The sequence below is a fragment of the Pseudomonas ceruminis genome (genome assembly GCF_021602025.1).
In the GTDB taxonomy this organism is placed as follows: Bacteria; Pseudomonadota; Gammaproteobacteria; order Pseudomonadales; family Pseudomonadaceae; genus Aquipseudomonas; species Aquipseudomonas ceruminis.
Window position 1 is genome coordinate 18,882 of the sequence record NZ_BQHW01000029.1, and the last position, 24,387, is coordinate 43,268.

Below are 24,387 nucleotides of genomic sequence, written 5' to 3' on the forward strand. Positions count from 1 at the left end.
GAAGCAGCGTCGAATGCCTGGAAATCAGTAATGCCGTGGCTCAAGTGGCCTTGGCTGGCGTGGAGCATGGGTGCCTTGGCTTTGACTCTAGATGGCTATTTCAAGAACAGCCAATTGGCCATGTGCTGTGCGTCGAAGGTGATGAGGTAGTGGCCATCCTTGTAGGTCGATGCCAGTTTCTTCGCCTGCCCGTCGGCGCTTCGGGCATACAGGTGCAGGCCAGCGGGTGCCTTGATGCTCAAGCGCCCTTCGAGGGGCTCGACGTGGAAGGGGGTCATGTCATCCGGCCTGGGCACAGCGCGGCTGCCCAGTGAAATCAACAGGCTGCGCGACTGGTTGATCGGCTTGGCCTCGAGGCTTTGCACCACGACGCTGGCGTAGGGGGTTTTAAGCTGTACGTTTATATCGGCAAGGCTCAGCGATTGCCCGCCCAGCCAGCCGGTGGCGGCCTGGGTCAGTGGCGTGTCGATGGTGTACAGGCCTTGCTGCCAGTTGCGCCTGAGCTCACCGGTGTCGCTGGTCGACGACGTGGCATCAGCCGCCAGCAGTGACTGGTCCGGGTCGTGCAGCACCTGGGCATCGCCGGGGAGGGCGGCGGGCTGCAACCAGGGCAACGCCGGTGTTTGCGGCAGGGCAATCTGCAACCGGCCCTTTTCCATTGCCGTGCGCAACAGCACCGAGTTGCCCGGGGTGATGGCGCGGTTGAACAACGTTTCAGGGCCAGGCGCAAACACATAATGGGTTTGCGCCGGGCGCACATCCTCGCGGCGGTAGAGCAAGGCTGCGGCGGGGAGGGTGGCCATCATTGCCGGGTCGTTGTAGGCATTCCAGTTGTCGGCCCTGCGCCAGCCTTCAATGAAGGCCTGCTGGCTATAGGCGTACTGCATGATCGCGTCCCAACCCTGGTGGGCAGCGGTACCGGCCACATACAGCGGCAGCGAGTGGCGGTCGGGCAGGGGGAAGGGTTCGGCGTTCCACTCGGTGACGGTCATCGGCATCCCCAGCACCTGGGCCGCGCCGAGCCAGTTGATCATGCCGTCGCTGGTCAGCGGATTCTTTTCCAGTTGGCCGATGCCGCCATAGCTGTGGGCGTCGATCACGTTGCCTGCGGTCAACGCGGGTAACGCAGCCAGGCCATTGCCGCCCCAGGTGCTGGTGGTCACGATCGGGACTTGAACCCCCAGGGTGCGCAGGTGCTCGATCATGTCGACATTGAAACGGTGTTCCAGCTCGTTGAGCAACAGTTTGCCCGGGCCTGGCTCCCAGGCGCGCCAGGTCTTGTCTGCGGGCAGGCCGGTGCGCGCTGCGAAGGCTTTGGCCTGGTCCATGAACAGCCGGTTGTGCTTGGGCACACCTTTGTCCGGCAGCAGGGCATTGCCAAAGTGCTGGGTGATGTCGTTTTCGTTGGTGAGCAACACGGCGGCGATTGCCGGCTCATCCTTGTATGCAAGCCCCGTGTAGGCGTTCACGTGGGTGAGGTACTGCTCGGCAAAACGCTTCATCGCCTGCTGCAGGGTGGTGTTCACATAGGCATAGCCCTTGATACCGGCATACTGCTCACCTTTGGCCAGCTCGTCGAAGGCATAGATGCCGTCATCGCGGGTGACGATGCGCTCCACATGCAGGTCGAGCCAGACATACACCCCTTCATCCTTGAGGCATTTGATCCACCAGTCGAGCTTGCGCAGCGAGGCTTCACTCAGTTGCTGGGTATTGCGCAGGGTTTTGACGTCGCCAAAGATGTTCGGGCTTACCCAGGGCGAGTCATGGTGATGCAGGCGCACGAGGTTGAAGCCCAGTTCAGAGAGGCGCCTTGCCTGGCGCTTGATCTCGTCGTCGGGGGTGTTGAACAGCGCGTAGGCCGACAGGTTGGTACCCCAGAAACGCACTGGCGTGTTGTCGGCGAACTGCAGCTGCTCGCCTGCAGCCTTGACGAAACCGCGCTTGCCGGCCGGTTTTTCTGGCGCATTGAGAAACGACAGGTCCACCGGTGCAGTGCGCCAGTCGAGCTGGTCGTCTGGCCACTGGGTGGGGGCGGCCAGGCCGAAGCGTTCGGTCGGCGTAGGGCCGGGCGCGATGTCGCCGGTCATGTTCAACACCGCCTTGATCTGCTGTCGACCAGGCGTGATGGGGTTGGTGTAGAAAAAGGCGCGTACCTCGGATGGGTCGCCTCGTTCGAAATACACGTTCGCCAGCGCGGGCTCGAAACGCAGCTCGATGCGCCGTTCAGCCTTGCCCCAGGACCAGCCCTGATTACCTGGCAGCAGTACCGGTTCACCCATGTCACCTGCAAACAGCGCCGGGTCGAAGCGGAACACCATGCCTCCGCCCATCACGCCGCTTTTCAGGCTGTGGGCGTTCAAGGTGAAGTCCCAGGCCAAGGTCTGCGCCTGGGGCTTGCTGATGTCCGCCGCCAGGTCAAAATCCAGTTGCGGGTTCTTGCCGGTAAGGCTGTAGTTGTACGGGCCGTTGACCTTGAACGCCGTGCCAAAGCCTGTCCAGCTCCAGTCGGCGCCCCAGAAGTCGAACCTGGCGACCATGGCAGGACCGCCGCCGCGGGTCAGGGTGGGCAAGCCGCTTTGCTCATCGACCGTGACGGTCCAGTCCGAAGCCCAGCCGGCCAGCGGTAGCAGCAGGCCGATGCAGGCACAGCCCCGAAGCAGCGGGCGCAAAAGGGAAAAGGTCATGGGCATTACCGGGTCAGAAGGCCGGGGGTGGCAAGTGCTGCGTTCTCGCTGGCCCTGAGCCTGCGCACCATCTGCACATAGGCCATGCCTAGCCCGCCTACCGACCAGTACACCACGGGGATCACGGTGATGCTGCTGACCGTGAAGATGATCACCAGGATGCCGATCAACGTCGCCAACAGCGTTCGTCCCAGCCGTCGGTGTTCGTCCTCCTTGTCGGGGAAGGTGCGCAAGGCCTTGAAGATGCTCCACAGCACACTGGCAAAGAAGGCGACGAACAGGGCCAGCCCGACCAGCCCGAAGCGCAGTGCCAGGCTGATGTAGCTGTTTACGATGTCGATGATGCCTTCACCCTGGATCATCGATTGCATTTCCGGGGTGCTGCGGAAATCGAACGAACCGAACAAGGGGTTGCGCTGGATGGTGATCCACGAGTTGTCGAGCAGCCGTTGGCGATAGGTGATGTTCTCTTTTTCCAGGTTGCCGACGAATGGCAGCAGGTCGAGCACTTTTTCGCCGCCGGGCAATACCGCCAGCAGCGGCAACGCCAGCAGGCCGGCGCAGGCGAGCAGGGTCAGGCGCTTGACTGCGCCTTTGCCGGTAGCGATGAACACGGCAACGATCACGCCGGCGCCAATCCAGGGCCCGCGAGACAGCGGTACGACCAGCCCTGCGGCCAGCAGCAAGGCGCCCATGTAGCGTTGCAGGCGGTTGCGCACGTAGCCTTGCACGAACAGGAACATGCCAATGGCCACGCTGATGACATAGGCCAGGGCAATGGCCTGGCCGGTAGTGGCACTGGCGCGCAAGGAGCCGCCACGGCTGAGGTAGCTGGACATGCTCCATTTCACGCCCATGGCGCTGATCAGCCCGTTGTACAGCAGCCAGTGACGGGCGAATTCCGCTACGGCAATGATCGCCAGCAGGAAGGCGGCCAGGACGAAGGCGAGCAGGGCATCCTTGAAATCGTCGAGGGTCTTCAGCCCGCGGCTGGCAACGTAATACGGCAGGAACACATCGATATACAGCGAGACCGCCTGGCGCAGGGTGTCGGTGACCGTGGTGTCGCGCAGGTACAGCAGGGTCATCAGTACCAGGCTCGCGGCCAGCAGTTTGTCGGGCAAGGTGCGGCCAAAGCGTACGGTGTCGCTCTGTTTGCTCAAGGCCAGCGCCGTGGGCAGCAGAATGCACACCGTCAGGATGCGTATATGGTTCAGCTCGATCAGGTAATTGATCACGCCAAAGCCGGGAATCTCCACCGAGGCGGGGGGGATGGCGAACAGCAGCATGAAGAACAGGGCCATGGCGTTGTGCTCGCGGCGCCTGGCCAGGAACAGCGTGATCACGGCTGCCGCCGTGTAGACCCAGAAGCTGAACGAGAAGAACGCCAGCAGGGTAATCAGGAACCACAGGTTGCGGCGCCGCTTGAAGTCTCGGTCAGGGATAAGGTCTGTGGCGGGGCGCCGTGCAAGAAAGAACACGACGGTTGCGACAAACAGGATGACGATCAGTGCACGGAATTGTTCTGGCATGGGCTCAGGCACCTATCCCTCGGTGGACGACGGCTAGCGTCATGGCTAAATGAAACTATAGTGACTTCTAGCCATTCAGTCAGAGATTGAAGTCATGCCGTCGATTGATGTGTCAGCAGCCGGTAGTCTTCGCAGGCGTGCGCTGGGCGCCGGGGCTTGGAACCTGGTGTCGCTGCTGGCCTCACAGGTGATGCGCCTGGGCGGCAACCTGATCATGGCGCGTTTGTTGTTACCCGAAATGTTCGGGGTGATGGTCATTGCCACCACCGTCTCCGTGCTCCTTCACTTGCTGTCCGATGTCGGTTTGCGGCAGAACATCATTCAGAGCCCGAGGGGCGACGACCCGTTGTTTCTCAATACCGCCTGGACCGTACAGATTCTGCGTGGCTTCCTGTTGTTCGCGCTGACACTGCTGCTGGCCCTGGGCGCTTGGTTCAGCCAACTGGCCAATCTGTGGCCGGCTGGTTCCACCTACGCCGCACCGGAGCTGCCGCTGGTACTGGCGGTCACCGGGCTGCAGGCGATCATCTGGGGTTTCCAGTCGACCAAGATAGATGTGGCAGTGCGTACTTTCCAACAGAAACGCGTGGTACTGGTGGAGTTGGCATCGCAGTTCGTCGGATTGGTGGTCATGCTGGTCATCGGCTGGTTTACCCGCTCGATCTGGTCCCTGGTGGCCGCTGGGGTGATTGCCGCACTGGCCGGCACGGTGCTGGGCCACACCGCCCTGCAAGGGCCGGGCAACCGTTTGCAGTGGGACCGCACCGCCCTGACGGAGCTGGTCAATTTCGGCCGATGGATCCTGTTGTCATCGATCGTCGGGGTGCTGGCCATGTATGGCGACCGTATCTGGTTCGGGGCCAGCATGACGGTGGCGGAGCTGGGCGTGTATTCGATTGCCGTGCTGATCCTCGGCTCGATCCAGACCGGGCTGATGAAGCTGTTCGGCGCAGTGGCGTTGCCAGCGTTCAGCGAAGCCACCCGGGACGGCGACCCTGCACGGTTGAAGACGCTGTACGACCGTTTCAAGCTGCTGGTCGACCTGGTCATGCTGTTCGTCTGTGGCGTGTTCCTGACCGCAAGCCCACTGCTGATCAGCTGGATGTACGACGCTCGCTATGCCCAGGCAGGCACGATGCTGGCGATCCTTTCGCTGTCGTTTATCACCTTGCGCTACACCCTGACGCACCAGATCTGGATCGCCTTGGGCTACACCAAGTACCAGGCCATGGACAACATCATTCGGCTGGTTTCGCTGTGGGTGCTGTTGCCGGTGCTGCTGGCCATCGGCGGGCCGCGTTACGCAATCTGGGGGGTGGCCCTGCATGCCTTGCCTACCCTGGTACTGATTGTCTATGTCAATCGCAAGCTAGGCATTCTGAACATCAAGCGCGAGCTTGTCGTACTCCCAATGGTCGTTGTTGGGGCAATCTGCGGCGAACTGGTGACGCGGTTTTTCCACTGGCTTTGAAGCCACCTCCACAAATGCAGTGCCACAGCGGTGGGCAGGGTAGCGCATCGCGGATAAGTGACTAGGATTCTTGAGAAAACAATGGCACAGGTCTTGAGATCATGGGGAAGCTTAAGTTTTGTACTCCGCTTTTGGGCCGTAGGGGCTTTCTCCGTAATTGCGCCTTGCTGGGGGTCGGGGGAGCGGTGTTTGGCGCCCTGCCTGAGGTTGCTCGCAAGCCCGCCGAGCCAGTCGGTCATGTGCTGATCAACGGCTGGGTGCTGCCCTCCCAGTACTTCCGGAACGAGCAGGCATGATCCAGGACTACCAGGCGCAGAAAGTGCTGCGCGAGCGCTATGACTTCTGCATCGTGGGTGCAGGGCCGGCAGGTATCACACTGGCCTTGCGTCTGGCGACGGCCGGCTGGAGCGTCGCGCTGCTCGAAGGCGGCGACCAGGCCTATTCGCCGCGCTCGCAAGCATTGTACAAGTGCACCTCGTCGGGCCTTGAGCTGTATGCCGAGGAAACGCGCTTGCGGTTTCTCGGCGGTACCTCCAACCATTGGGCAGGCCGCTGCCGGCCCTTCACCGCCTCAGACTTCGCCGTCACGCCACCGGGCGACTTGCCGGGCTGGCCCATCCCCTATGCCGAGATCGAACGCTACCTGCCGGCGGCCATGGACATCGTCGACTTGCCCCAGGGCGCGGAGTTTCATGCGCTCAATGCGGCGTTGGAGGGCGGAGACTTCGACGCCGACCGTTTCCTGCTGAGCCCGCCGACGCGCTTTGCGCAAAAGTACGCAACCGCGCTCAACGAGACGCCAGGGCTCGATGTGTTTCTCAACTGCAACTGCGTGGACCTTGAATTCGACAAGGCCTCCGGCAGCCTCACGGCGGTGCAGGTATCCGACTACGACCTGCACCGGCAACCGCTGCAGGCCACCCATTTCATCCTCGCTACCGGGGCGATCGAGAATGCTCGGCAGTTGCTCAACAGCAAATCGTTACTGGCAGCAGGCGTGGTGAGCGCGGACGGCCTGACCGGGCGCTGCTTCATGGAGCACCTGAACATCGACATGGGCAACTTCATCCTGCAGGACGGGCAGGACACCGGTCAGCACCAGTACTACACCACCGATGCGTTCGTCGCCGAGTACCGCGCCGGTAAAGGCAATGTCACCACCGCCGTGCTCAGCGATGTCAGGACCTACGGCAGAACCGCCGAGGTCAAGCACTTCCTGGAAAACCTGGCCTGTGAAATGGGCGTGGCGAGCAAGATCGAGTTCGTGGCCAAGTTCAGTTGCCCCGGCGATGGTGTCATCAGCACCATGATCGAGCAGTTCCCGAACGTGCAGAGCCATATTTCGCTGCTGGGCGAAAAGGACGCGCTGGGGGTGAGCAAGGTCAACGTCAATTGGGCCTTGAGTGCCAACGACCGCCACACCATCAAGTGCATCGGCAGCGAGTTGGCCAAGCAGTTTGCCGATATGGGGCTTGGCTTCGTCAAGTTGAACGACTTCGTTTACGACACCGCCTTGCCCCTGAAAATACAGCCCCATGCCCACCATATGGGGACCACCCGCATGGCGGCTTCGCCGGAGTTTGGCGTGGTCGACACCAACTGCAAGGTGTTCGGCACCACCAACCTGTACGTGGCGGGCAGCAGCATCTTTGCCACCAGCGGTGCGTCCAACCCGACAATGCCGCTGCTGCAGTTCGCGCTGCGGCTGGCCGACCACCTCGACGAGAAAATGAAGACAACCCGTGGTGCGGTCACATGAGCCGCCAAGGAGTGTGCACAGCTTGATCCTGCAGTGATGGCGCCAAAAAACAAGGGTTGAGTGCGATGCGGTCAGCACCAAGAAGAACGAGACCGAGTTCGCCTCAGGGACAGTCCAGGAAGGGTTTACTTACGAGGCAAACAGCATGTTTGGATGGCTACGGAGCGCCTTGCACCACTATGTCAACGCCACCGGGCGAGGCAGCTCGCTGTACAGGAAACTGTGCAACCCCACGCCCCTGCAATGGGGCACCTACCTGGCGCGGTGGGGCAAGTTTCATTCCATCGGGAACAACGTGCACATCAACTGTGGGTGCTGCGTCACCGACCCGACGCTGGTACGCATCGGCAGCAACGTGGGGTTGTCCGACTGCACGCTGATCGGCCATGACGGTGTGGTGGCTCTGATCGAGGTCTGCTACGGCAAGCAGCTGGACTCTGTGGGCTACATTGATATACGTGACAACTGTTTCGTTGGCCACGGCTCGATCGTCATGCCGCGGGTGACCATCGGGCCTGACTCGGTGGTGGCTGCTGGCGCTGTGGTCACCAAGGACGTGCCCCCGGGCATGGTGGTAGGGGGCAACCCGGCCAAGGTCATCTGTACCACCGAAGAGTTGATCAGGCGGGTTGAAGAGCGTTGCAACAGTTACCCCTGGATAGACCTCGTCAAGCAGCGCAAGGGCGCATTCGACCCGGCGCTGGAACCTACCTTGGCGGCGGTGAGGCGGCAGTACTTCTTTGGGGACGGCAACAATGGATAGAAAGCCGGTCGATGTGATGGTGGTCAATTTCAACACCGGGTCACTGCTGCAGCCCATGTTCGATGCGCTGCGTCGGGCTGGCAGCGAGCGGCTGGCGAGCTACCTGGTGGTGGACAATGCCTCTGCCGACAACTCGCTGGAATGCCTGGCCAAAGTGTGCCCCGAAGCACTGCTGTTGAGTAACAAGCAGAACGTCGGTTTTGGCCGCGCCAACAATCAATTGCTGGCCCATCTGCAGGGTAAATACGCCTTGCTACTCAATACCGACGCTTTCGTAGCCAGCGACACCCTGGAGAAAACCATCGCCTACATGGACGCCCACCCTGACTGCGGCGTGCTTGGCGTGCGCCTGGAAGGGCGCGATGGCGACCTGCAGCCCTGCTGTCGATATTTCCCGACGCCGCTGAACATATTCGTTGCGCGGACCGGGCTGGGCCGCCTGTTCCCGGGCTTGCAGATGGTCGACGAAATGGCTTGGGACCACGGTTCAGTACGTGAATGCGACTGGCTGCCGGGGTGTTTCTACCTGGTTCGCCGTGAAGTGCTCGACCAGGTGGGGTTGTTCGACTCGCGTTACTTCCTTTATTACGAGGAGGTCGACCACTGCAAGCGGGTCAAGGAGGCCGGCTGGAAGGTGGTGTTCTATCCCTACACCACCGTTGTGCACATTGGTGGCGAAAGCTCCAAGTCGGTGGCCGAACTGGAGGCTGCCAGCCGCCAGATCTCGGCCTACCAGATCGAAAGCGAGCTGCTCTATTTTCGCAAGCACCATGGCGCCGGAGGGCTTGCGTTGCACATGCTGCTGGTCAGCCTGGGCGACCTGCTGCTGGCGTTCAAGGCGTTGCTCAAAGGCCGTGGCCGGGCAGCCATCAAGGCCTGCTGGCAGCATACCCGAGCCACCTGGTCGTTGCTGTTCAAGACCCGGTTCGCAAGCCAGCCCACACGGTAGGAAAAGCCATGTTCGAGAATATTCGCGCGGACCTGCGTGCACACGGTGGAGATTGGGGCGCCCAGGGCTTCTGGGTGATGCTGGTGTATCGCTTTGGCCGTTGGCGCTATGGCGTGCGCCCGGCGTTGCTGCGCAAGCTGTTCTCGCTGGTCTACAAGGTATTGTTCAAGTTCGTGCAGATCATCACCGGGGTCGAGTTGCCCTGCGAGGTGCAGGTGGGGCGCAATTTCGTCATCGACCATTTTGGCGGCATCGTCATCAGCGGTTATGCCCGCTTCGGTGATGACTGCCGCATCCGCAACGGGGTCGTGGTGGGGTTGAAGAATGTCAGCGAACCCACGGCGCCAGTGATTGGCAACAACGTCGATATCGGGGCCGGGGCCAAGGTGCTGGGCAACATTCGCATCGGCGACAACGTGGTGATCGGCTCCAACGCCGTGGTCCTGATCGATGTGCCGGACAACTCGCTGGCGGTCGGCGTGCCGGCCACCATCAAGGTGCGCAAACACAGCGAAACAGCCGAGTACACATGACCCGGGCAACACGGCCGGGGAGTGGGCATAGGGCGTTCAGGGTGGGTGAGTGAGGCGCATGGTGACAGGTATCGGAGTGGTGATCATCGGGCGGAACGAAGGCTTGCGCCTGGAGCGCTGCCTGGCATCGCTGGCGGGGCAGGCTGATCAGGTGGTGTACGTCGATTCGGGGTCTACCGACGGTTCCGTGCCGCGTGCGCTGAGCCATGGCGTCGACGTGCTGGCGCTGGACATGACGCAACCCTTCACCGCGGCGCGGGCACGCAACGAAGGCTTTACCCGCTTGCAACAGTTGTTGCCCAGCATGCGCCATGTGCAGTTCGTCGATGGCGATTGCGAAGTGGTGGCTGGCTGGCTGGCCAGTGCCCAGGCGTTCCTCGATACCCATCCGGAGGTGGCAGTGGTGTGTGGTCGGCGGCGCGAGCGCTTCCCCGAACGGTCGGTCTACAACTTGCTGTGCGACCTGGAATGGGACACGCCGGTCGGCGAAGCCAAGGCGTGTGGGGGCGATGCGCTGATGCGTGTCGAGGCATTCGTGGCGGTGACTGGCTTTCGCCCGGGGCTGATTGCCGGAGAAGAGCCCGAGCTGTGCGTCCGCTTGCGTGCCCAGGGCTGGAAGATTTGGCGGTTGGACGCCGAGATGACCTTGCACGACGCTGCCATGACTCGTTTCAGCCAATGGTGGCGACGGACAGTACGGGGCGGGTACGCCTTCGCCGAAGGGGCGTACTTGCACGGCGCCCCGCCCGAGCGGCATTGGCAGCGCGAGTCGCGTCGTGCCTGGTTGTGGGGCCTGAGCATTCCCTTGGCCACCCTGCTTGGGTGTGTACTGTTCGGTGCCTGGGGGTTGCTGTTGCTGTTGATCTACCCGCTGCAGGCCGTGAGACTGGCCCGCCGCGCCGGCAGGTCGAGGCGGGTGAATTGCGTGCAAGGCATTTTCCTCGTGCTTGCCAAATTTCCTGAGATGGTTGGCCAGGTCAAGTTTCTGCTGGACAGGTTCACTGCCAGCAAGACGCTATTGATCGAATACAAGTGAGATGTCGATGATCTTCAGGTCGTTAGTGAAAAGTCTGCTCACTTTGCAACCCGGCTACTCGCCGCGAGCGTTGAACAACAAGTTCAAGCTGCTGCTGCTGATGGCCCGGCACCGCTCGGCGCTGGAGGCTTTCCTGCAGCGCATGGAGCGTTCGCTGGGTCGCGACGGTTTTGCCGCACTCGGGGTCGACTGCATTGGCGTGGTGCAATGGCCCTACGTCAGCAAGCAATGGGAGGCACCGCAGCGCCTGAGCGTGGTGGCGTCGCACTACGAGGTGGTGACGCAGCAGTTTCCTTCGTTGTTGCTGCTGGGCCGCGAGCAGTCGCGGGTTCTGGGCGATCTTTCGGCGTATTCCCCGCAGTGCACCCTGGTGCTGGACCGGCCGATCTGGTTCAAGCGCGAAGGGGAGCTGGTGCTGAACCTGTTCCAGGGCGAGCTGCGGGTCGCCTCCTTGGCGTTCAGCCTGTGCCGCAGCGCCGAGGGGCTGAGCCTGTTCATCGGTGCGGTTCAGGGGATACACAAAGGCATCGACAGCGAGACGTCGCTGAACATCTACCGGGACCTGACCAAGGATTTTGAAGGCCTGCGCCCGCGCAGCCTGCTGATCGAGGCCATCAAGTGCCTGGCCAGAACGGTAGGGGCAACGCAGGTGTTGGCGGTCGCCGACCCCTACCGGCACCACCGCCACCCGTACTTTGGCGCCGACAAGGCTCAGGACCTGGCGGCCAACTACGACGTCATCTGGCTGGAAAATGGGGCGCAACCGTCGCAAACGGAGGACTTCTTCCTCATCCCCCTGGCCCCCGCAAGGCGTGCGGCCGAGGATATCGCCCCCAAGAAACGGGCCATGTACCGCCGGCGCCATGCCCTGCTGGATGACCTGTTCGCCCAGGTCGAAGCGGCGGTGCCCGGCAGCGACGCGGCCAAGCTGTTGAAGCTGCACCGCCAGCGCCTGGGCAGTGCCCTGGTGCTGCCGCAGGACTGTGGCCCTTCAAGCAGCAAGGGCTGGCGTGCCAGGGCGAGTGCATTCATCCGCCAGCTCACCCGTGAACCACGGGCGGACCAGCGCTTTATCGCCTACCTGCGCAAGGCCGGGCTCTATCCCACGTTGAAAAAGGCCTGCCGGGAGTTCCTCAGGCAGGGGCCGAGCCTGCTCTGGAAGCCGGCCGACAGCAAGCGCAAAAGCCTGCCCCTGGCCGACCCCAGCGTACCGGCCAGCGAGCTGTTCCCGCGGGAGGTGGTACTGATCAGCGAGGTGGGTGCCGGCCTGACATTGCAGGGCCGGCCGTCCCGCCTGCGGCACATGCTGCGCGGGCAGGGCTACAGGTGCCAGGCGGTGGACTGGCATGACCACAGCGCTTGCCTGAATGCCTTGCAGACCTGCGCGGCGGTCATCTTCCACCGGGTCCCGGCCTTTGATCCGGTGCTGCAGTTGATCGAAGAGGCCAAGCGTCTCAAGGTCACCTCCTACTGGGATTGCGACGAACAGATCTTCGACCCGCAGCAATACTGCCAGCGCAATGATGTGGGCGAATTGAGCGCCGAGGTCATTCACAGCCTGATGGCGGCCGTGGCCCTGTACCAGCGGGCGTTGCTGTCCTGTGACCGCGCCATCGCCTCGACCCCGACCCTGGCCATGGCCATGAGCGATGCGGGTACCCGGCACGTCACCGTCGTGGAAAGCACGCCGGGCGTGGAAAGCCAGGAGCGCGAGCAGCTCAGCCAGATTTTCCCGGCGCTGAGCGCTGACCGCACACGTCGGGTGCTGTCGGCCAATATCTTCTTTGCCCCCAGAAGCTTCGGCGGCGCCACGGTGGTCGCCGAGCAGATGGCGCGCCTGATGGTGGCTGCTTCGCCTTTCCAGCAGTTCATTTTCACCTCGTTGCCGTCCTCCGACGCCGAACCCTACAGCCTGTTCAGGTATGAGGCGCACGCAGCGGCGGTGCTGGGCATGGGCTTGCCGGATACGCGCACGGCCCGGGAAGACTTCGACAACCCAGCCACCAGTGAAGTGTTCGATGCCGTACTGGCATGCGTCGCACCAGACCTTGTCCACCTGCATTCGATCCAAGGTCTGGGGGTGCAGTTGGCAGACCGCTGCCAGCAGGCGGGTATACCGTTCGTGGTGACGCTGCATGATGCCTGGTGGATCTGCGGACGCCAGTTCATGATCAACAACCACGGCCACTACTGCGGGCAAACCACGGTGCATGCCGAGATCTGCGCCCAGTGCGTGGACGACCCGGCCTTGAACGTGTACCGCCAGCAGCTGCTGGCCAGCACGCTGGAGAAAGCCAACCTGCTGCTGGCGCCCAGTGCGTTCTGCCGCAACCTGTACATCGCCAATGGCTTCGATGCCGCCAGGATCCGCGTCAACCGCAATGGCATCCTGCCGCCTGCGGCTGGCTACCAGCGGCACCCAGGCAAGACCATCCGGTTTGGCTTCGTCGGTGGCAACGCGACCATCAAGGGCATCGACGTCATCGCCCGGGCATTCGCTTCGCTGCCGCGTTCGGATTACGAGCTGAAGGTCGTCGACAACCTGCTGCACCTGGGCTTTCGCTCGTTCAACCGGCACAGCATCAAGATTCCCGGCCCGGTCAGCATCGTGCCTGGCTACACCCAGGCGAACATGGATGAGTTTTTCTCCGGCATCGATGTGCTGCTGTTCCCCACCCAGTCCAAGGAAACCTTTGGTCTGGCCGTGCGCGAAGCGTTGGTGCGGGATGTCTGGGTGATCAGCACCCATGCAGGCGGTACGGTGGAGGACATCGTCGACGGCGTGAATGGCACGCTCATCCCCCTGAGCGCCAACGAAAAGTACCTGCGCGCCGCGTTGGCCGAGATCCTCGAGCACCCTGAGCGCTACCGGCAGCATCGCAACACCTTCAAGCACAGCATCACCTTGTGCAGCGACCAGGCCCTGGACCTGCTGGGGGTCTATGACGAGGTACTGAGCCTCAGTTCGCCGGCCGGCACGCCACCGTCAGCCCTCAACAGCCTGACATAGCCACTGGGCACAGGTGGCCCTCACTTTCGCCAGCATTGATTTGGATTTCTATGCACATTGCCTATTTCATCAATCAGTACCCGAAAGTCAGCCACAGCTTCATCCGTCGCGAAATCCTCGCGCTGGAGCGCCAGGGGCTGGTGGTCCAGCGCATCGCCTTGCGCGGCTGGGACGGCGCGTTGCAGGACGGCGAAGACATCGCTGAGCGTGAGAAGACCCACTATGTGTTGCAGGGCGGCGTGGCGGGGCTGCTGAAACCCCTGTGGCAGGTACTAAGGGCTCAGCCACGGCGTTTTTGTGCGGGCCTTGGGCTGGCCTTGCGCCTGGGTTGGCGCGCCGACCGCTCGCTGCCTTACCACATGGTCTACCTGGCCGAGGCCTGCCGCGTTTTGCAATGGCTACAGGCATCCGGCGCCGAACACGTACACGCGCATTTCGGCACCAATTCTACCGAGGTGGTGATGCTCGCCAGTGCGCTCGGCGGGCCGGCCTATAGCTTCACCGTGCACGGGCCGGAAGAGTTCGACAAACCACAGTTCCTGCACCTGGGAGAGAAGGTCCGGCGCGCGGCGTTCGTCGCTGCAGTCAGCTCCTATGGGCGCAGCCAGCTGTATCGCTGGGTGGCGCACGAGCACTGGCCCAAGGTGAAAGTGGTGCATTGCGGGCTTGAACGGGGCTTTCATGAGGGTGCGATCGATAACCCGGCCACGGCGCCGCGCCTGGTTTGCGTCGGGCGCCTGTGCGAACAGAAAGGCCAGTTGCTGTTGATCGAAGCGGCCCGCCGATTGGCCGCCCAGGCGGTAGCGTTCGAACTGGTGCTGGCGGGCGATGGCGAAATGCGCGGCCAGATCGAAGCGCTGATTGCCCAACATGGGCTGCAGGCGCAGGTACGCATCACCGGCTGGATCAGCAGCGCCCAGGTACGCGAAGAACTCCTTGCAGCACGTGCCCTGGTTTTGCCCAGTTTTGCCGAAGGGCTGCCGGTAGTGATCATGGAAGCCATGGCCTTGCGCAGGCCGGTCCTTACCACCTATGTAGCGGGCATTCCCGAGCTGGTGCGCCCCGGGGAAAACGGCTGGCTGTTCCCTGCCGGCGCAGTGGATGAGCTGGCTGCGGCCATGGGCGAGTGCCTGGAACAGCCGGCCGAGGTGCTGCAGCGCATGGGCGAGGCGGCGCGCCAGCGGGTGCTGGAGCGCCATGACATCGATACCGAAGCGGCCAAGCTGGCCCAGTATTTCAAGGTGCCGGCATGATCACCCTGATCGCATGGCTATTGGGCACGCTGGCAGTCCTTATCCTGCTGCCGGTACTGGTGCTGTTCGTTCAGGTACTGCTGGCCTGCCTGCCCGCACGCGCCTGCACGGCGGTCACGGCTGCCAGGCCACGCGTGGCAGTGCTGGTGCCCGCGCATAACGAGGCTGCCGGGATTGTCTCGACGCTGCAAAGCATTGGCGCTCAATTGGCGGACGGCGACCAAGTGCTGGTGGTGGCGGACAACTGCACGGATGACACGGCGGCGCTGGCACGCTCCGCGGGGGCAGCGGTACTTGAGCGCCAGCACGAGCACCTGCGCGGCAAAGGCTATGCCTTGGATTATGGCGTGAGGCACCTGGCCAATGCCCCGCCTGACGTGGTGGTCATCATCGACGCCGATTGCCAGGTGAGCGCCGGCTCCCTGGCGCACCTGGCACAGGCCTGCATGGCCACGGCACGCCCGGCACAAGCGCTGGACCTGATGCGTGCACCGCCCGGCGCCGGGCTCAAGGTACAGGTGGCCGAGTTCGCCTGGCGGGTCAAGAACCTGGTGCGACCCCGGGGCTGGGCGCGTGCAGGCCTGCCTTGTCAACTGATGGGTACCGGCATGGCGTTCCGTTGGCAGGAGCTGGCCACCGCCAACCTGGCCAGCGGTCATTTGGTCGAGGACCTCAAGCTGGGCCTGGATTTCTGCCGTAACGGGAAACCGCCGCTGTTTTGCCCGCTTGCCGAGGTGACCAGCCAGTTCCCGCTGAGCCAGGAGGGCCTGAGCAGCCAGCGAACGCGTTGGGAGCATGGGCACCTGGGTGTGCTACTGAGCGAAGGGCCGAAACTGATCGCAACCTCAGTCAGTCAGGGTAACGGGCTGTTGCTGGCTATGGCCCTGGACCTGCTGGTGCCACCGCTGGCTTTGTTGACGTTGGCCCTGATGGCCATCTTCACGCTGTCGTGGTTGGCCTGGGCAGTGTTCGGCATCCTGTTGCCGGCGCTGATCGCCACCTGTGCGCTGGCCCTGCTCGGGAGCGCAATACTGCTGGCATGGGGGCGGTTCTCAAGGGAGGTTATCCCGTTTTCGGTATTGCTCTACGCGCCGCTGTACGCGGCCAAGAAGATCCCCTTGTATGTGGGGTTCCTGATCAAGCGCCAGGTCGAATGGGTGCGGGCCAAGCGGGACGATGACTGATGGGCGAGCAGCTGTGGCAAACACGCTGGAACACCGTGCTGGACAACGTGCAGGTGGTCAATGACCCGGCCGATGAACAGCGGTTGCTGGCAGCCTTGTCAACGCCAGAGCGTGCAACCGTGCTGGGTTTCGTCAATGCCCATGCCCTCAACCTTGTGGCAGGCGATGGCGAGTTCTGCCGAACGCTGGCGGCTGCCGACGTCCTCTTGCGCGATGGTTCGGGCATGGCAATTTTGTACCGGCGCATCGGTTTGGCACCAGGGCTCAACATGAACGGTACAGACTTTATTCCCAGATTGCTGGCGCGCTACAAGGGTCGGCGCGTCGCATTCTGGGGCACACAGGAACCTGCGTTGTCCGCCGCGGCTGCGCGCAGCGAGGCGCTGTGGGGCGTAAAACCGGTGTCGCTGCACGATGGTTTTGCCGAGGTTGACACTTACCTGGCCCTGGCGCAGGCGCTGCAGCCGGAACTGATCGTGCTGGGCATGGGCATGCCCAAGCAAGAAGCTGTCGCTGCCAGGTTGGCCGCCAGTGGCGTGCCGTGCCTGATTGTCTGTGGCGGGGCAATCCTGGATTTTCTCGGTGGTAAGGTTGCCCGCGCACCGGGTTGGTTGCGCCGTCTGGGGGGCGAGTGGGTATTTCGCCTGGTGAAGGAGCCGAGGCGGCTGTTCATGCGCTATGTGGTCGGTAACCCGATGTTCCTGTTGCGTACAGGGATGTTCAGCCCAAGGCCTGCCCCTGGCGGCGAAGATACACGGCGGGGAAACAGCCAAAACTAAAGGCACAGGTGAATTGGGCCGCGCAGCAGGCAGAGTACTGCTACAGTGATATCAACTGTGTTCACGCAGGTAACGGCAAGCGCCCCGTTCGGTCTATGTAAAGAGTGGGTGTTGTTATTGTTCTGATTACGTGAAATGTACGTGCTGCGCTTACTGTCACGAGGTCTGAGAATGGTGTTCGAACCCAGAAGCAGTCGTTCTTTGCTCCAGCGCAGAAGCAGCGTGAGTAACGCCATTCAGGCGGGCCTTGACGGTATTGCAGTGACCGGGGTGGCGTGGTATTTGATTTACGACCAAATCGGTTATATCACGTCCGATTACGTCATCATGCTGCTGTTGCTGATTGGTGCATTGGCCGTCATTTACGACCATTACGCCATCTACCGAACCAACGTAGGGCTGTCCATCAAAGCGTTCAGGCTGTTCAAGGCCTGGTCGGCAACCTTTTGTTTTCTGGTGGTGCTGGCGTTCCTCACCAAGCAGAGCGAGAGCTATTCGCGGATGGTGGTGGGGCAGTTGTTCGTCATTGGTTATGTCGTTCAATTGTTTCTGCACTATGCCGTGCGCGAGGTGCAAAAACGTTTCACTGCCCATGCCCGCCTGGACAATGCGCTGATTATCGGCGCCGGGGATCTTGCAAACTTTCTTTATCAAAAGATCAGTAATAACCCGTGGTTCGGCGAACGGGTTGTTGGGTGTGTGCTGATTGACGAAGTTGCTGAGCAACATAAAGAGAGTGCTGAAACAAAACAGCGCCTTTCGGTATTGGGGCATATTTCAAAGTTGGATGAAATTATTGCCCAGCATGCGATCAGGACGGTCTATCTGGTTACCCCGCTGGGCGGTTCGGAAGTGATTAATGATGTCTATCTGAAGTTGCTTGACAAGTGTATTGCAGTGAATTGGGTGCCTGATATTTTTTCACTGCGCCTGATCAACCACAGTGTGCGCGAGATTGCCGGGATACCGGTGCTGACGTTGTCGGAAACGCCGCTCACTGGCATGAGCCTGTTCCTCAAGAACCTCGAGGACCGTGTGCTCGCTGCGGTTATCGTGCTGTGTGCATCACCCGTGTTGCTGGCCATTGCCTTGGCCATCAAGCTCGACAGCCCGGGGCCAGTGTTCTTCCGCCAGGAGCGGACCGGCTGGACGGGTGAATCCTTCCGTATCTGGAAGTTCAGGAGCATGCATGTGCATCAGCCGGATGACGGTGTGGTCAAACAGGCACAGAAGAATGACCCTCGGTTGACCCGGGTGGGCGCTTTCATCCGCCGCACCAGCCTGGATGAACTGCCGCAACTGTTCAATGTGCTGACCGGTGAGATGTCCCTGGTGGGGCCGCGCCCCCATGCGCTGCAACATGACACGCTGTACTCGCAGGATATAGTCGACTACTTCGCCCGCCACAACATCAAGCCGGGCATGACCGGCCTTGCACAAGTGCGTGGGTTCAGGGGCGAAACCAAGGACATCGAACAGATGATCCAGCGCGTCGACTCGGACATCGAGTACATCAACAACTGGTCGCTGTGGCTCGATTTCGTGATCCTGGTGCGCACACTCAATGCGTTTACCGGCAAGCAGGCTTATTGATCGCTGGCCCCCAACGCATGCAACCCCCTGAAGCCTCGTGCTTCTTCCACCAACCAGTCGTGCACCGCCCGCGCCCCGGGCTGGCTCAGCCCACCCGGCGGGTAATGCACCATGTACCGTTTGTGGTTGGCGATCGGGTTGCCAAAGGGCACGATCAATGCGCCGCGTTCCAGTTCGTCATTGAGCAGCGTGCGCCGCGCAATGGCCACGCCGATGCCAGCGATCGCCGCCTCGATGGTCAGGTGGTTGCGGTTGAAGGTATGGCCACGGCGCACATCCAGCCCGCCGGCACCGATGCCTTCGAGGTAGAACTCCCACTCGGCGTATTCCGAACTGCCCCGCCAGGCGGTGATGTCGTGCAGCAGCGGATAGTGCACCAGGTCTGCCGGGCCATGTAGCGGTGGGCGGCCGCGCAGCAGCGAAGGAGAGCAGACCGGAAATATCTGTTCGTCCAGCAAGGGCGTCGAAAGCATGCCGGGGTAGCTGCCATCGTTCAGGTCGATGGCCAGGTCAAAGTCGCCCGGGTGCAAGGCTTGTGCGCTGTCCTCGGCCACCAGGCGTAGCTCGATGTCCGGGTAGCGTTGCTGAAAGCGGGGCAGCCGTGGAGTCAGCCACTTGGCCAGGAACGACGGGATCGAACGCAGGCGCAAGGTGCCACGGATTTCACCGGCATCCAGGCGTAGCAGTTCCGCCTCGATGCTGCCATAGGCGTCGCTCACCGTCTGTGCCAGGCGCTGGCCTTCGGCACTGAGCTCCACCCCGCGGGCCCGGCGCAGGAACAACCGATAGCCCAGGCGCTCCTCAAGTTGGCGCATCTGCTGGCTGACAGCGCCCGGGGTGATGTGCAGCTCTTCAGCGCAGCGGGTGAACGACAAATGCCGCGCCGCACAGGAAAAGACATGCAGCCAGAAAAACATCTGGCCGTTGAGTTGTCGTCGCATCGTTTAGTTTCGCTAAAGCCTTGCTTAGGAGGTTTCGTTGGTCAACCTCCGTGGAACGGCGCAGTATCGCGCAAATTCGCACTACCGCTCAATTTCACCAGACAACCGTACAGCGGCGCACGAAGCCGGTGCGGTCAGGCATTAGTATGGCTATCAGTGTTTTCGACCTTTTCAAAATTGGCATCGGCCCGTCCAGTTCCCACACCGTGGGCCCGATGCGCGCGGCGGCGACCTTCGCCCAGGCGTTGCGCGACCGTGGCCTGCTGGCACAGGTAAGCCGCATCGAAGTGCGCCTGTACGGCTCGCTGTCGGCCACCGGGGTAGGGCATGCCACCGACCGCGCCTGTCTGCTGGGCTTGATGGGCCAGTGGCCAGACCGTATCGACCCGGCCACCATCGAGCCGCGCATCCGCCAGGTGTTGGAGGAGCAATGCCTGATGCTCGATGGCAGCCAGCCGCTGGCCTTCGAGTATGGTCGCGACCTGCTGCTGCTGGACGAAAGCCTACCGTATCACCCCAATGCCATGACCCTCGTTGCGTACAACGGGCAGGGCGGGCTGCTGTTCAGCCAGACGTACTATTCGATCGGAGGCGGTTTCATCGTCGAGCAGACCGAGGTCGATGCTCCCCGGCCAGCCGCGGACGAGGTACGCCTGCCTTTCGAATTTTCCAGCGCCGCCGAGCTGCTGGCGTTGTGCAAGGCCCACCGGCTAAGCGTTGCCCAGTTGATGCTGGCCAACGAGTGCGCCTGGCGCCCTGAGGCCGACGTGCGCCAAGGGCTGTTGCGCATCTGGACGGCCATGGGCGAGTGCGTTGACCAGGGCCTGCGTAATGAGGGCACGCTGCCCGGCGGGCTTGGCGTCAAGCGCCGTGCCGCTCGTTTGCACCGCAGCCTACAGGCGCTGGGCAAACCTAACGTGATCGGCTCGACCCTGAGCGCCATGGAGTGGGTGAACCTGTTCGCGCTGGCCGTCAACGAAGAGAACGCAGCCGGCGGGCGCATGGTCACCGCACCGACCAACGGCGCGGCGGGTATTATTCCGGCGGTGTTGCACTACTACATGAAGTTCAACCCCAGCCCCTGTGACGACGATGTGGTGGACTTTCTGCTTGCCGCTGCGGCTGTCGGCATCCTGTGCAAAAAGAACGCGTCCATTTCCGGTGCCGAGGTCGGTTGCCAGGGGGAGGTGGGTTCTGCGTGCGCCATGGCCGCCGCCGGCCTTGCCCAGGTGCTCGGTGCCACACCGCCACAGCTGGAAAATGCCGCCGAGATCGCGCTGGAGCACAACCTGGGACTGACCTGCGACCCGGTGGGTGGCTTGGTTCAGGTGCCCTGCATCGAGCGCAACGCGATCGCTGCGGTCAAGGCGATCAACGCTGTACAGATGGCCTTGCGGGGGGATGGCGAGCACTTCATTTCGCTCGACCGGGTGATCCGCACGATGCGCGATACCGGCGCCGACATGCACGCCAATTACAAGGAAACCTCGCGCGGCGGCCTGGCTGTCGCATTCGTTGAATGCTGACCTGCCAGCCGCCGAACAGGCTCAGCGGTTTTTCTGCTTCAGTGCCACGAAGCTGGCGCGCATGTCCTTGGCCCAGCCGTCGAGTACGGGCTTGACGTCGTTGAGCGTCAGCTTCTGGGTGTCATTCTCCAGCGCTTTGCCGGTGCCCTTGCGCACGACCTGCGCCAGCACTTTCTGGCTGGCGCCATCGAGGAAGGCGGCTTCCACACCCACGTCCACTTCCTGGTCGCGCCCACCCATGGCGGTGTTCACGCCTGCCGAAATCAGCGCGATGGGGATCACCTCGTAAGGTTTCAGCCCTTCATTGCTGGTGGATACAGCGGTGATGGCAGGCCGCACCACGATGGTGCCCGGGCCAGGGGCCTTGGCCAGGGTGAGTACACTGCCCATCTCGCGGCGCAGGGCTTCATTGAAGTAGCGGGTGATCTCCTGCAGGGTCTGCGCCGAAATGACCGGCGTCGGTTGCGGCTTGGGGTAGAACTGGCTGGGTTCGATGAAGATCTGGGTGTATTGGTTGGGGTCGACCTTCGGGTCGATCCAGCGCATCACCGGCGCGCCGGAGGGGCTTTCGGCCGGCTGCAGTCGGCTGTAGTCCTTGAGAAAGCCGGAATAGTCTTTCGGGTCTACCCGGTTGCTGGAACAGGCCGCCACTGCGAGCAATGCAGCGCACAGCAGGGTGATGCGAGGCAGTGATTTCATGTTGGGGGCATCCATCAGGAGGGGGCCAGAACAACGCTAGCAGGTGCGCAGCAGTTGGGGGGCTATGCCGTGAAATTTCTGAAGATGCGTGCCAGTAAGAGGTTGAAGGCAGTGAAAGGCAACTTAATGTTGTTTCGAGGAAAAATATAAATAAATGTTATAAATCAATAATTTACAATGATTATTTAAAGTTGGTAGTAAGACTGCCGCCGCACGGTTGCCCGCCGACGGCTCGCCTAAGGTGAGCCGGCTTAGCCCAGTACCTCCCGCAATCGGTACCACAACATCCCCAACGCCAGCAGGGGCGAACGCAGCGCCTTGCCGCCCGGGAACGTCAGGTGAGGTACTGCACTGAACACATCCAGCCCCTGGCTGTGGCCCAGCGCAATGCTCTCGGCCAGCAGCTTGGCCGTCCAGTGCGTCACGTTCAGGCCATGCCCGGAATAACCCTGGGCGTAGTAGACGTTCGGGTGCTGGCTCAACCGCCCGACCTGAGGGAAGCGGTTGGCGGTGATGCCGATCATACCGCCCCACTGGTAGTCGATACGCACATCGGCCAGCTGCGGGAACACCTTCACTACTTTGGGGCGCATGTAGGCACTGATGTCCTTGGGGTCCCGCCCTGAATAGTGACAAGCACCGCCGAACAGCAAGCGGCGATCGGCGGTAAGGCGGTAGTAATCCAGGCCGACCTTCTGGTCGCACATCGCCATGTTCTGTGGGATCAGTGCCTGGGCGACAGCCTCGGGCAGTGGCTCGGTAGCCACCACGTAGCTGCCTGCGGGCAGCACCTTGCCGCTCAGCCGTGGTTCCAGTTCATCGAGGTGGGCGTTGCAGCCCAGTACCAGGCTTTGCGCGCGTACCTTGCCGCGTGCGGTGTGCAGGGTCACTGTGGCGCCGTGCTCAATGCGCAGCACCGGGCTCTGCTCGAAGATGCGCACGCCAAGACCGTGGGCGGCACGCGCTTCCCCCTGGACCAGGTCGAGTGGGTGCAGGTGGCCAGAGCCCATGTCCACAAGCCCGCCCGCGTACTGGTCGCTGGCAACGATCTGGTGCAACTGCTCCGGGGCCACCAGGCGTGTTTCGTGTGGGTAACCCAGTTCGGCCAACTCGCGCTGTTCATCCTTGAAGGCGGCGAACTGGGCTGGGGTGTTGGCCAGCTCGCAAAACCCCCAGCGCAGGTCGCAGGCAATGCCGTATTGCTCGATGCGCCTGGCCACCAGTGCCACCGAATCGATCCCAGCGTGCTTGAGGTAGCGCACCCCGTCCTGCCCGACATAGCGGGCAAAGCCGCTGACGTCATGGCCGATGCCGCGGATCAGTTGGCCGCCGTTACGTCCGCTGGCGCCCCAGCCGATGCGACGGCCTTCCAGCAGGATCACCGACAGGCCGCGCTCAGCCAGCTCAAGCGCAGTATTGACCCCGGTCAGGCCGCCACCGACCACACAGACATCGGCCGTCAGTTCGCCGTCGAGGCTGGGGTAGGGCGTCGTATGACGCGCGGTGGCAGCGTAATACGATGCGGTGTGTTGGGTATCGAAGGGCATGGCACGGTCTCGGCTCAGCGGTTGGACTTGATCTTGCTCCAGGAGCGGGTCATGACGCGCATGATCGCCGGGCTCGGCGTGCTGGAAATGTACAGCTTGTCCAGCACCTCTTGGGGTGGGTAGATCTCTGGGTTGTCGACCAGTGCTTTATCCATGTACGCCTTGGCGTCTGGGTTGGCGTTGGCGTAACCCACGGTGGTACTGACCTTGGCAATCACCTTGGGGTCCAGCAGATAGTTGATGAAGGCCAGGGCCTGCTCAGGATTGTTGGCGTCCTTCGGGATGGCCAGCAGGTCGAACCACAGGTTGCTGCCTTCCTTGGGAATGCTGTAGGCCACCTTCACGCCGTTCTTGGCCTCCACCGCGCGGTTGGCGGCCTGGAACACGTCGCCGGAATAGCCGAAGGCCACGCAGATGTCGCCGTTGGCCAGGTCCGACACGTACTTGGAGGAATGGAAGTAAGTGATGTAAGGGCGCAACTCCAGCAGGCGTGCTTCGGCCTTGGCGTAATCGGCCGGCTTTTCGCTGCGCGGGTCCAGGCCCAGGTAGTTGAGCATGGCCGGGAACAGCTCGTCGGGCGAATCCATGAACGCCACGCCGCACTGCTTGAGTTTTTTCAGGTTCTCAGGCTCGAACAGGACCGCCCAGGAATCGATGTGGTCAATGCCCAGCACGGCTTTGACCTTGTCGACGTTGTAGCCGATGCCGTTGGTGCCCCACAGGTACGGCACGGCATACGTGTTACCTGGGTCATTCTGCTCGAGCTGCTTGAGCAGTTTAGGGTCCAGGTGCTTCCAGTTGGGCAGCTTGCTGCGGTCCAGCGGTAGAAACGCCCCGGCCTTGGCCTGGCGGGCAAGGAAGTGGTTGGACGGCACTACCACGTCGTAGCCCGTGCGGCCGGCGAGCAGCTTGCCCTCCAGGGTTTCGTTGGAGTCGAACACGTCATAGATGACCTTGATCCCACTGCTGGCCTGGAAGTCGGCCAGTGTCGTGTCACCGATGTAGTCGGTCCAGTTGTAGACGCTGACCGTAGGCTGGGCCTGGGCGGCCGCACCGAACAGCAGGGTGAATGCTGCAGGAATCAGGGCTTGCAGATGACGCATGTCGACACCTCGTTGGTCTTGT

19 protein-coding genes and 1 pseudogene are annotated in these 24,387 nt (G+C 62.3%); 14 read left to right on the top strand and 6 right to left on the bottom strand.

Features of this window, described 5'->3' with window-relative positions:
* Positions 1–95: 95 nt before the first annotated feature.
* Together L6D80_RS25270 and L6D80_RS25275 are read right to left on the bottom strand one after the other, a co-directional pair.
* On the bottom strand, positions 96–2,687 hold the full coding sequence (locus tag L6D80_RS25270; protein WP_176516488.1) for a glycoside hydrolase 5 family protein: 2,592 nt from the start codon (positions 2,685–2,687) through the stop codon (positions 96–98).
* Positions 2,688–2,692: 5 nt separating this feature from the next.
* Positions 2,693–4,219, bottom strand: coding sequence for an O-antigen ligase family protein (locus L6D80_RS25275; protein ID WP_176516487.1), 1,527 nt, complete (start codon positions 4,217–4,219; stop codon positions 2,693–2,695).
* A 94-nt stretch (positions 4,220–4,313) separates the two neighbouring features.
* Here L6D80_RS25275 and L6D80_RS25280 point away from each other — a divergent pair, with 94 nt between their 5' ends.
* The 13 genes and pseudogenes from L6D80_RS25280 to L6D80_RS25335 all read left to right on the top strand — a co-directional run bounded on the left by L6D80_RS25280 (position 4,314) and on the right by L6D80_RS25335 (position 18,549).
* The gene (locus L6D80_RS25280; RefSeq protein ID WP_054901435.1) at positions 4,314–5,690 is read left to right on the top strand and encodes an oligosaccharide flippase family protein; all 1,377 of its coding nucleotides are present in this window, start codon (positions 4,314–4,316) and stop codon (positions 5,688–5,690) included.
* Positions 5,691–5,791: 101 nt separating this feature from the next.
* Entirely contained in the window at positions 5,792–5,986 is a 195-nt protein-coding gene (locus tag L6D80_RS25285) for a twin-arginine translocation signal domain-containing protein (protein WP_054901434.1), read from the top strand.
* Positions 5,983–7,449, top strand: coding sequence for an FAD-dependent oxidoreductase (locus tag L6D80_RS25290; protein ID WP_054901433.1), 1,467 nt, complete (start codon positions 5,983–5,985; stop codon positions 7,447–7,449). The genes L6D80_RS25285 and L6D80_RS25290 overlap by 4 nt, the downstream gene beginning before the upstream one ends.
* Before the next feature lie 145 nt (positions 7,450–7,594).
* On the top strand, positions 7,595–8,212 hold the full coding sequence (locus L6D80_RS25295; RefSeq protein WP_054901432.1) for an acyltransferase: 618 nt from the start codon (positions 7,595–7,597) through the stop codon (positions 8,210–8,212).
* Complete coding sequence (locus L6D80_RS25300) at positions 8,205–9,161, top strand: glycosyltransferase family 2 protein (RefSeq protein WP_176516485.1); 957 nt, start codon at positions 8,205–8,207, stop codon at positions 9,159–9,161. The genes L6D80_RS25295 and L6D80_RS25300 overlap by 8 nt, the downstream gene beginning before the upstream one ends.
* An 8-nt stretch (positions 9,162–9,169) precedes the next feature.
* Positions 9,170–9,694, top strand: a complete 525-nt coding sequence (locus L6D80_RS25305; RefSeq protein ID WP_054901430.1) for a serine O-acetyltransferase — start codon at positions 9,170–9,172, stop codon at positions 9,692–9,694.
* Between the two features lie 58 nt (positions 9,695–9,752).
* On the top strand, positions 9,753–10,730 hold the full coding sequence (locus L6D80_RS25310) for a glycosyltransferase (RefSeq protein ID WP_054901429.1): 978 nt from the start codon (positions 9,753–9,755) through the stop codon (positions 10,728–10,730).
* A gap of 7 nt (positions 10,731–10,737) precedes the next feature.
* Positions 10,738–11,649 (top strand): annotated as a pseudogene (locus tag L6D80_RS30170) (DUF535 family protein); the annotation flags it as partial.
* 723 nt (positions 11,650–12,372) lie between these two features.
* Complete coding sequence (locus L6D80_RS30175) at positions 12,373–13,740, top strand: glycosyltransferase family 4 protein (RefSeq protein WP_309295483.1); 1,368 nt, start codon at positions 12,373–12,375, stop codon at positions 13,738–13,740.
* Between the two features lie 50 nt (positions 13,741–13,790).
* Positions 13,791–14,993, top strand: a complete 1,203-nt coding sequence (locus L6D80_RS25320) for a glycosyltransferase (RefSeq protein ID WP_176516482.1) — start codon at positions 13,791–13,793, stop codon at positions 14,991–14,993.
* The gene (locus tag L6D80_RS25325) at positions 14,990–16,177 is read left to right on the top strand and encodes a glycosyltransferase family 2 protein (RefSeq protein ID WP_176516480.1); all 1,188 of its coding nucleotides are present in this window, start codon (positions 14,990–14,992) and stop codon (positions 16,175–16,177) included. Before L6D80_RS25320 ends, L6D80_RS25325 begins: the two co-directional genes overlap by 4 nt.
* Entirely contained in the window at positions 16,177–16,956 is a 780-nt protein-coding gene (locus tag L6D80_RS25330) for a WecB/TagA/CpsF family glycosyltransferase (RefSeq protein WP_176516478.1), read from the top strand. The genes L6D80_RS25325 and L6D80_RS25330 overlap by 1 nt, the downstream gene beginning before the upstream one ends.
* A gap of 171 nt (positions 16,957–17,127) precedes the next feature.
* Positions 17,128–18,549: an undecaprenyl-phosphate glucose phosphotransferase gene (locus L6D80_RS25335; protein WP_176516476.1), complete on the top strand. Its 1,422-nt coding sequence runs from the start codon at positions 17,128–17,130 to the stop codon at positions 18,547–18,549.
* Here the strand turns inward: L6D80_RS25335 and L6D80_RS25340 are convergent.
* A complete protein-coding gene (locus tag L6D80_RS25340) occupies positions 18,543–19,490 on the bottom strand; it encodes a LysR substrate-binding domain-containing protein (protein ID WP_054901424.1) in 948 nt (315 codons plus the stop codon). The genes L6D80_RS25335 and L6D80_RS25340 overlap by 7 nt on opposite strands.
* 146 nt (positions 19,491–19,636) lie before the next feature.
* On the opposite strand from L6D80_RS25340, the gene L6D80_RS25345 reads away from it, so the two are divergent.
* Positions 19,637–21,016, top strand: a complete 1,380-nt coding sequence (locus L6D80_RS25345; protein WP_176516470.1) for an L-serine ammonia-lyase — start codon at positions 19,637–19,639, stop codon at positions 21,014–21,016.
* A 21-nt stretch (positions 21,017–21,037) separates the two neighbouring features.
* Here L6D80_RS25345 and L6D80_RS25350 read toward each other — a convergent pair whose 3' ends face one another.
* The 3 genes from L6D80_RS25350 to L6D80_RS25360 form a co-directional block, all read right to left on the bottom strand.
* The gene (locus L6D80_RS25350; protein WP_054901422.1) at positions 21,038–21,715 is read right to left on the bottom strand and encodes a DUF3313 domain-containing protein; all 678 of its coding nucleotides are present in this window, start codon (positions 21,713–21,715) and stop codon (positions 21,038–21,040) included.
* A gap of 251 nt (positions 21,716–21,966) precedes the next feature.
* Positions 21,967–23,262: an NAD(P)/FAD-dependent oxidoreductase gene (locus L6D80_RS25355; protein WP_176516468.1), complete on the bottom strand. Its 1,296-nt coding sequence runs from the start codon at positions 23,260–23,262 to the stop codon at positions 21,967–21,969.
* Positions 23,263–23,276: 14 nt separating this feature from the next.
* The gene (locus L6D80_RS25360) at positions 23,277–24,365 is read right to left on the bottom strand and encodes a polyamine ABC transporter substrate-binding protein (RefSeq protein WP_054901420.1); all 1,089 of its coding nucleotides are present in this window, start codon (positions 24,363–24,365) and stop codon (positions 23,277–23,279) included.
* Positions 24,366–24,387: the final 22 nt, after the last annotated feature.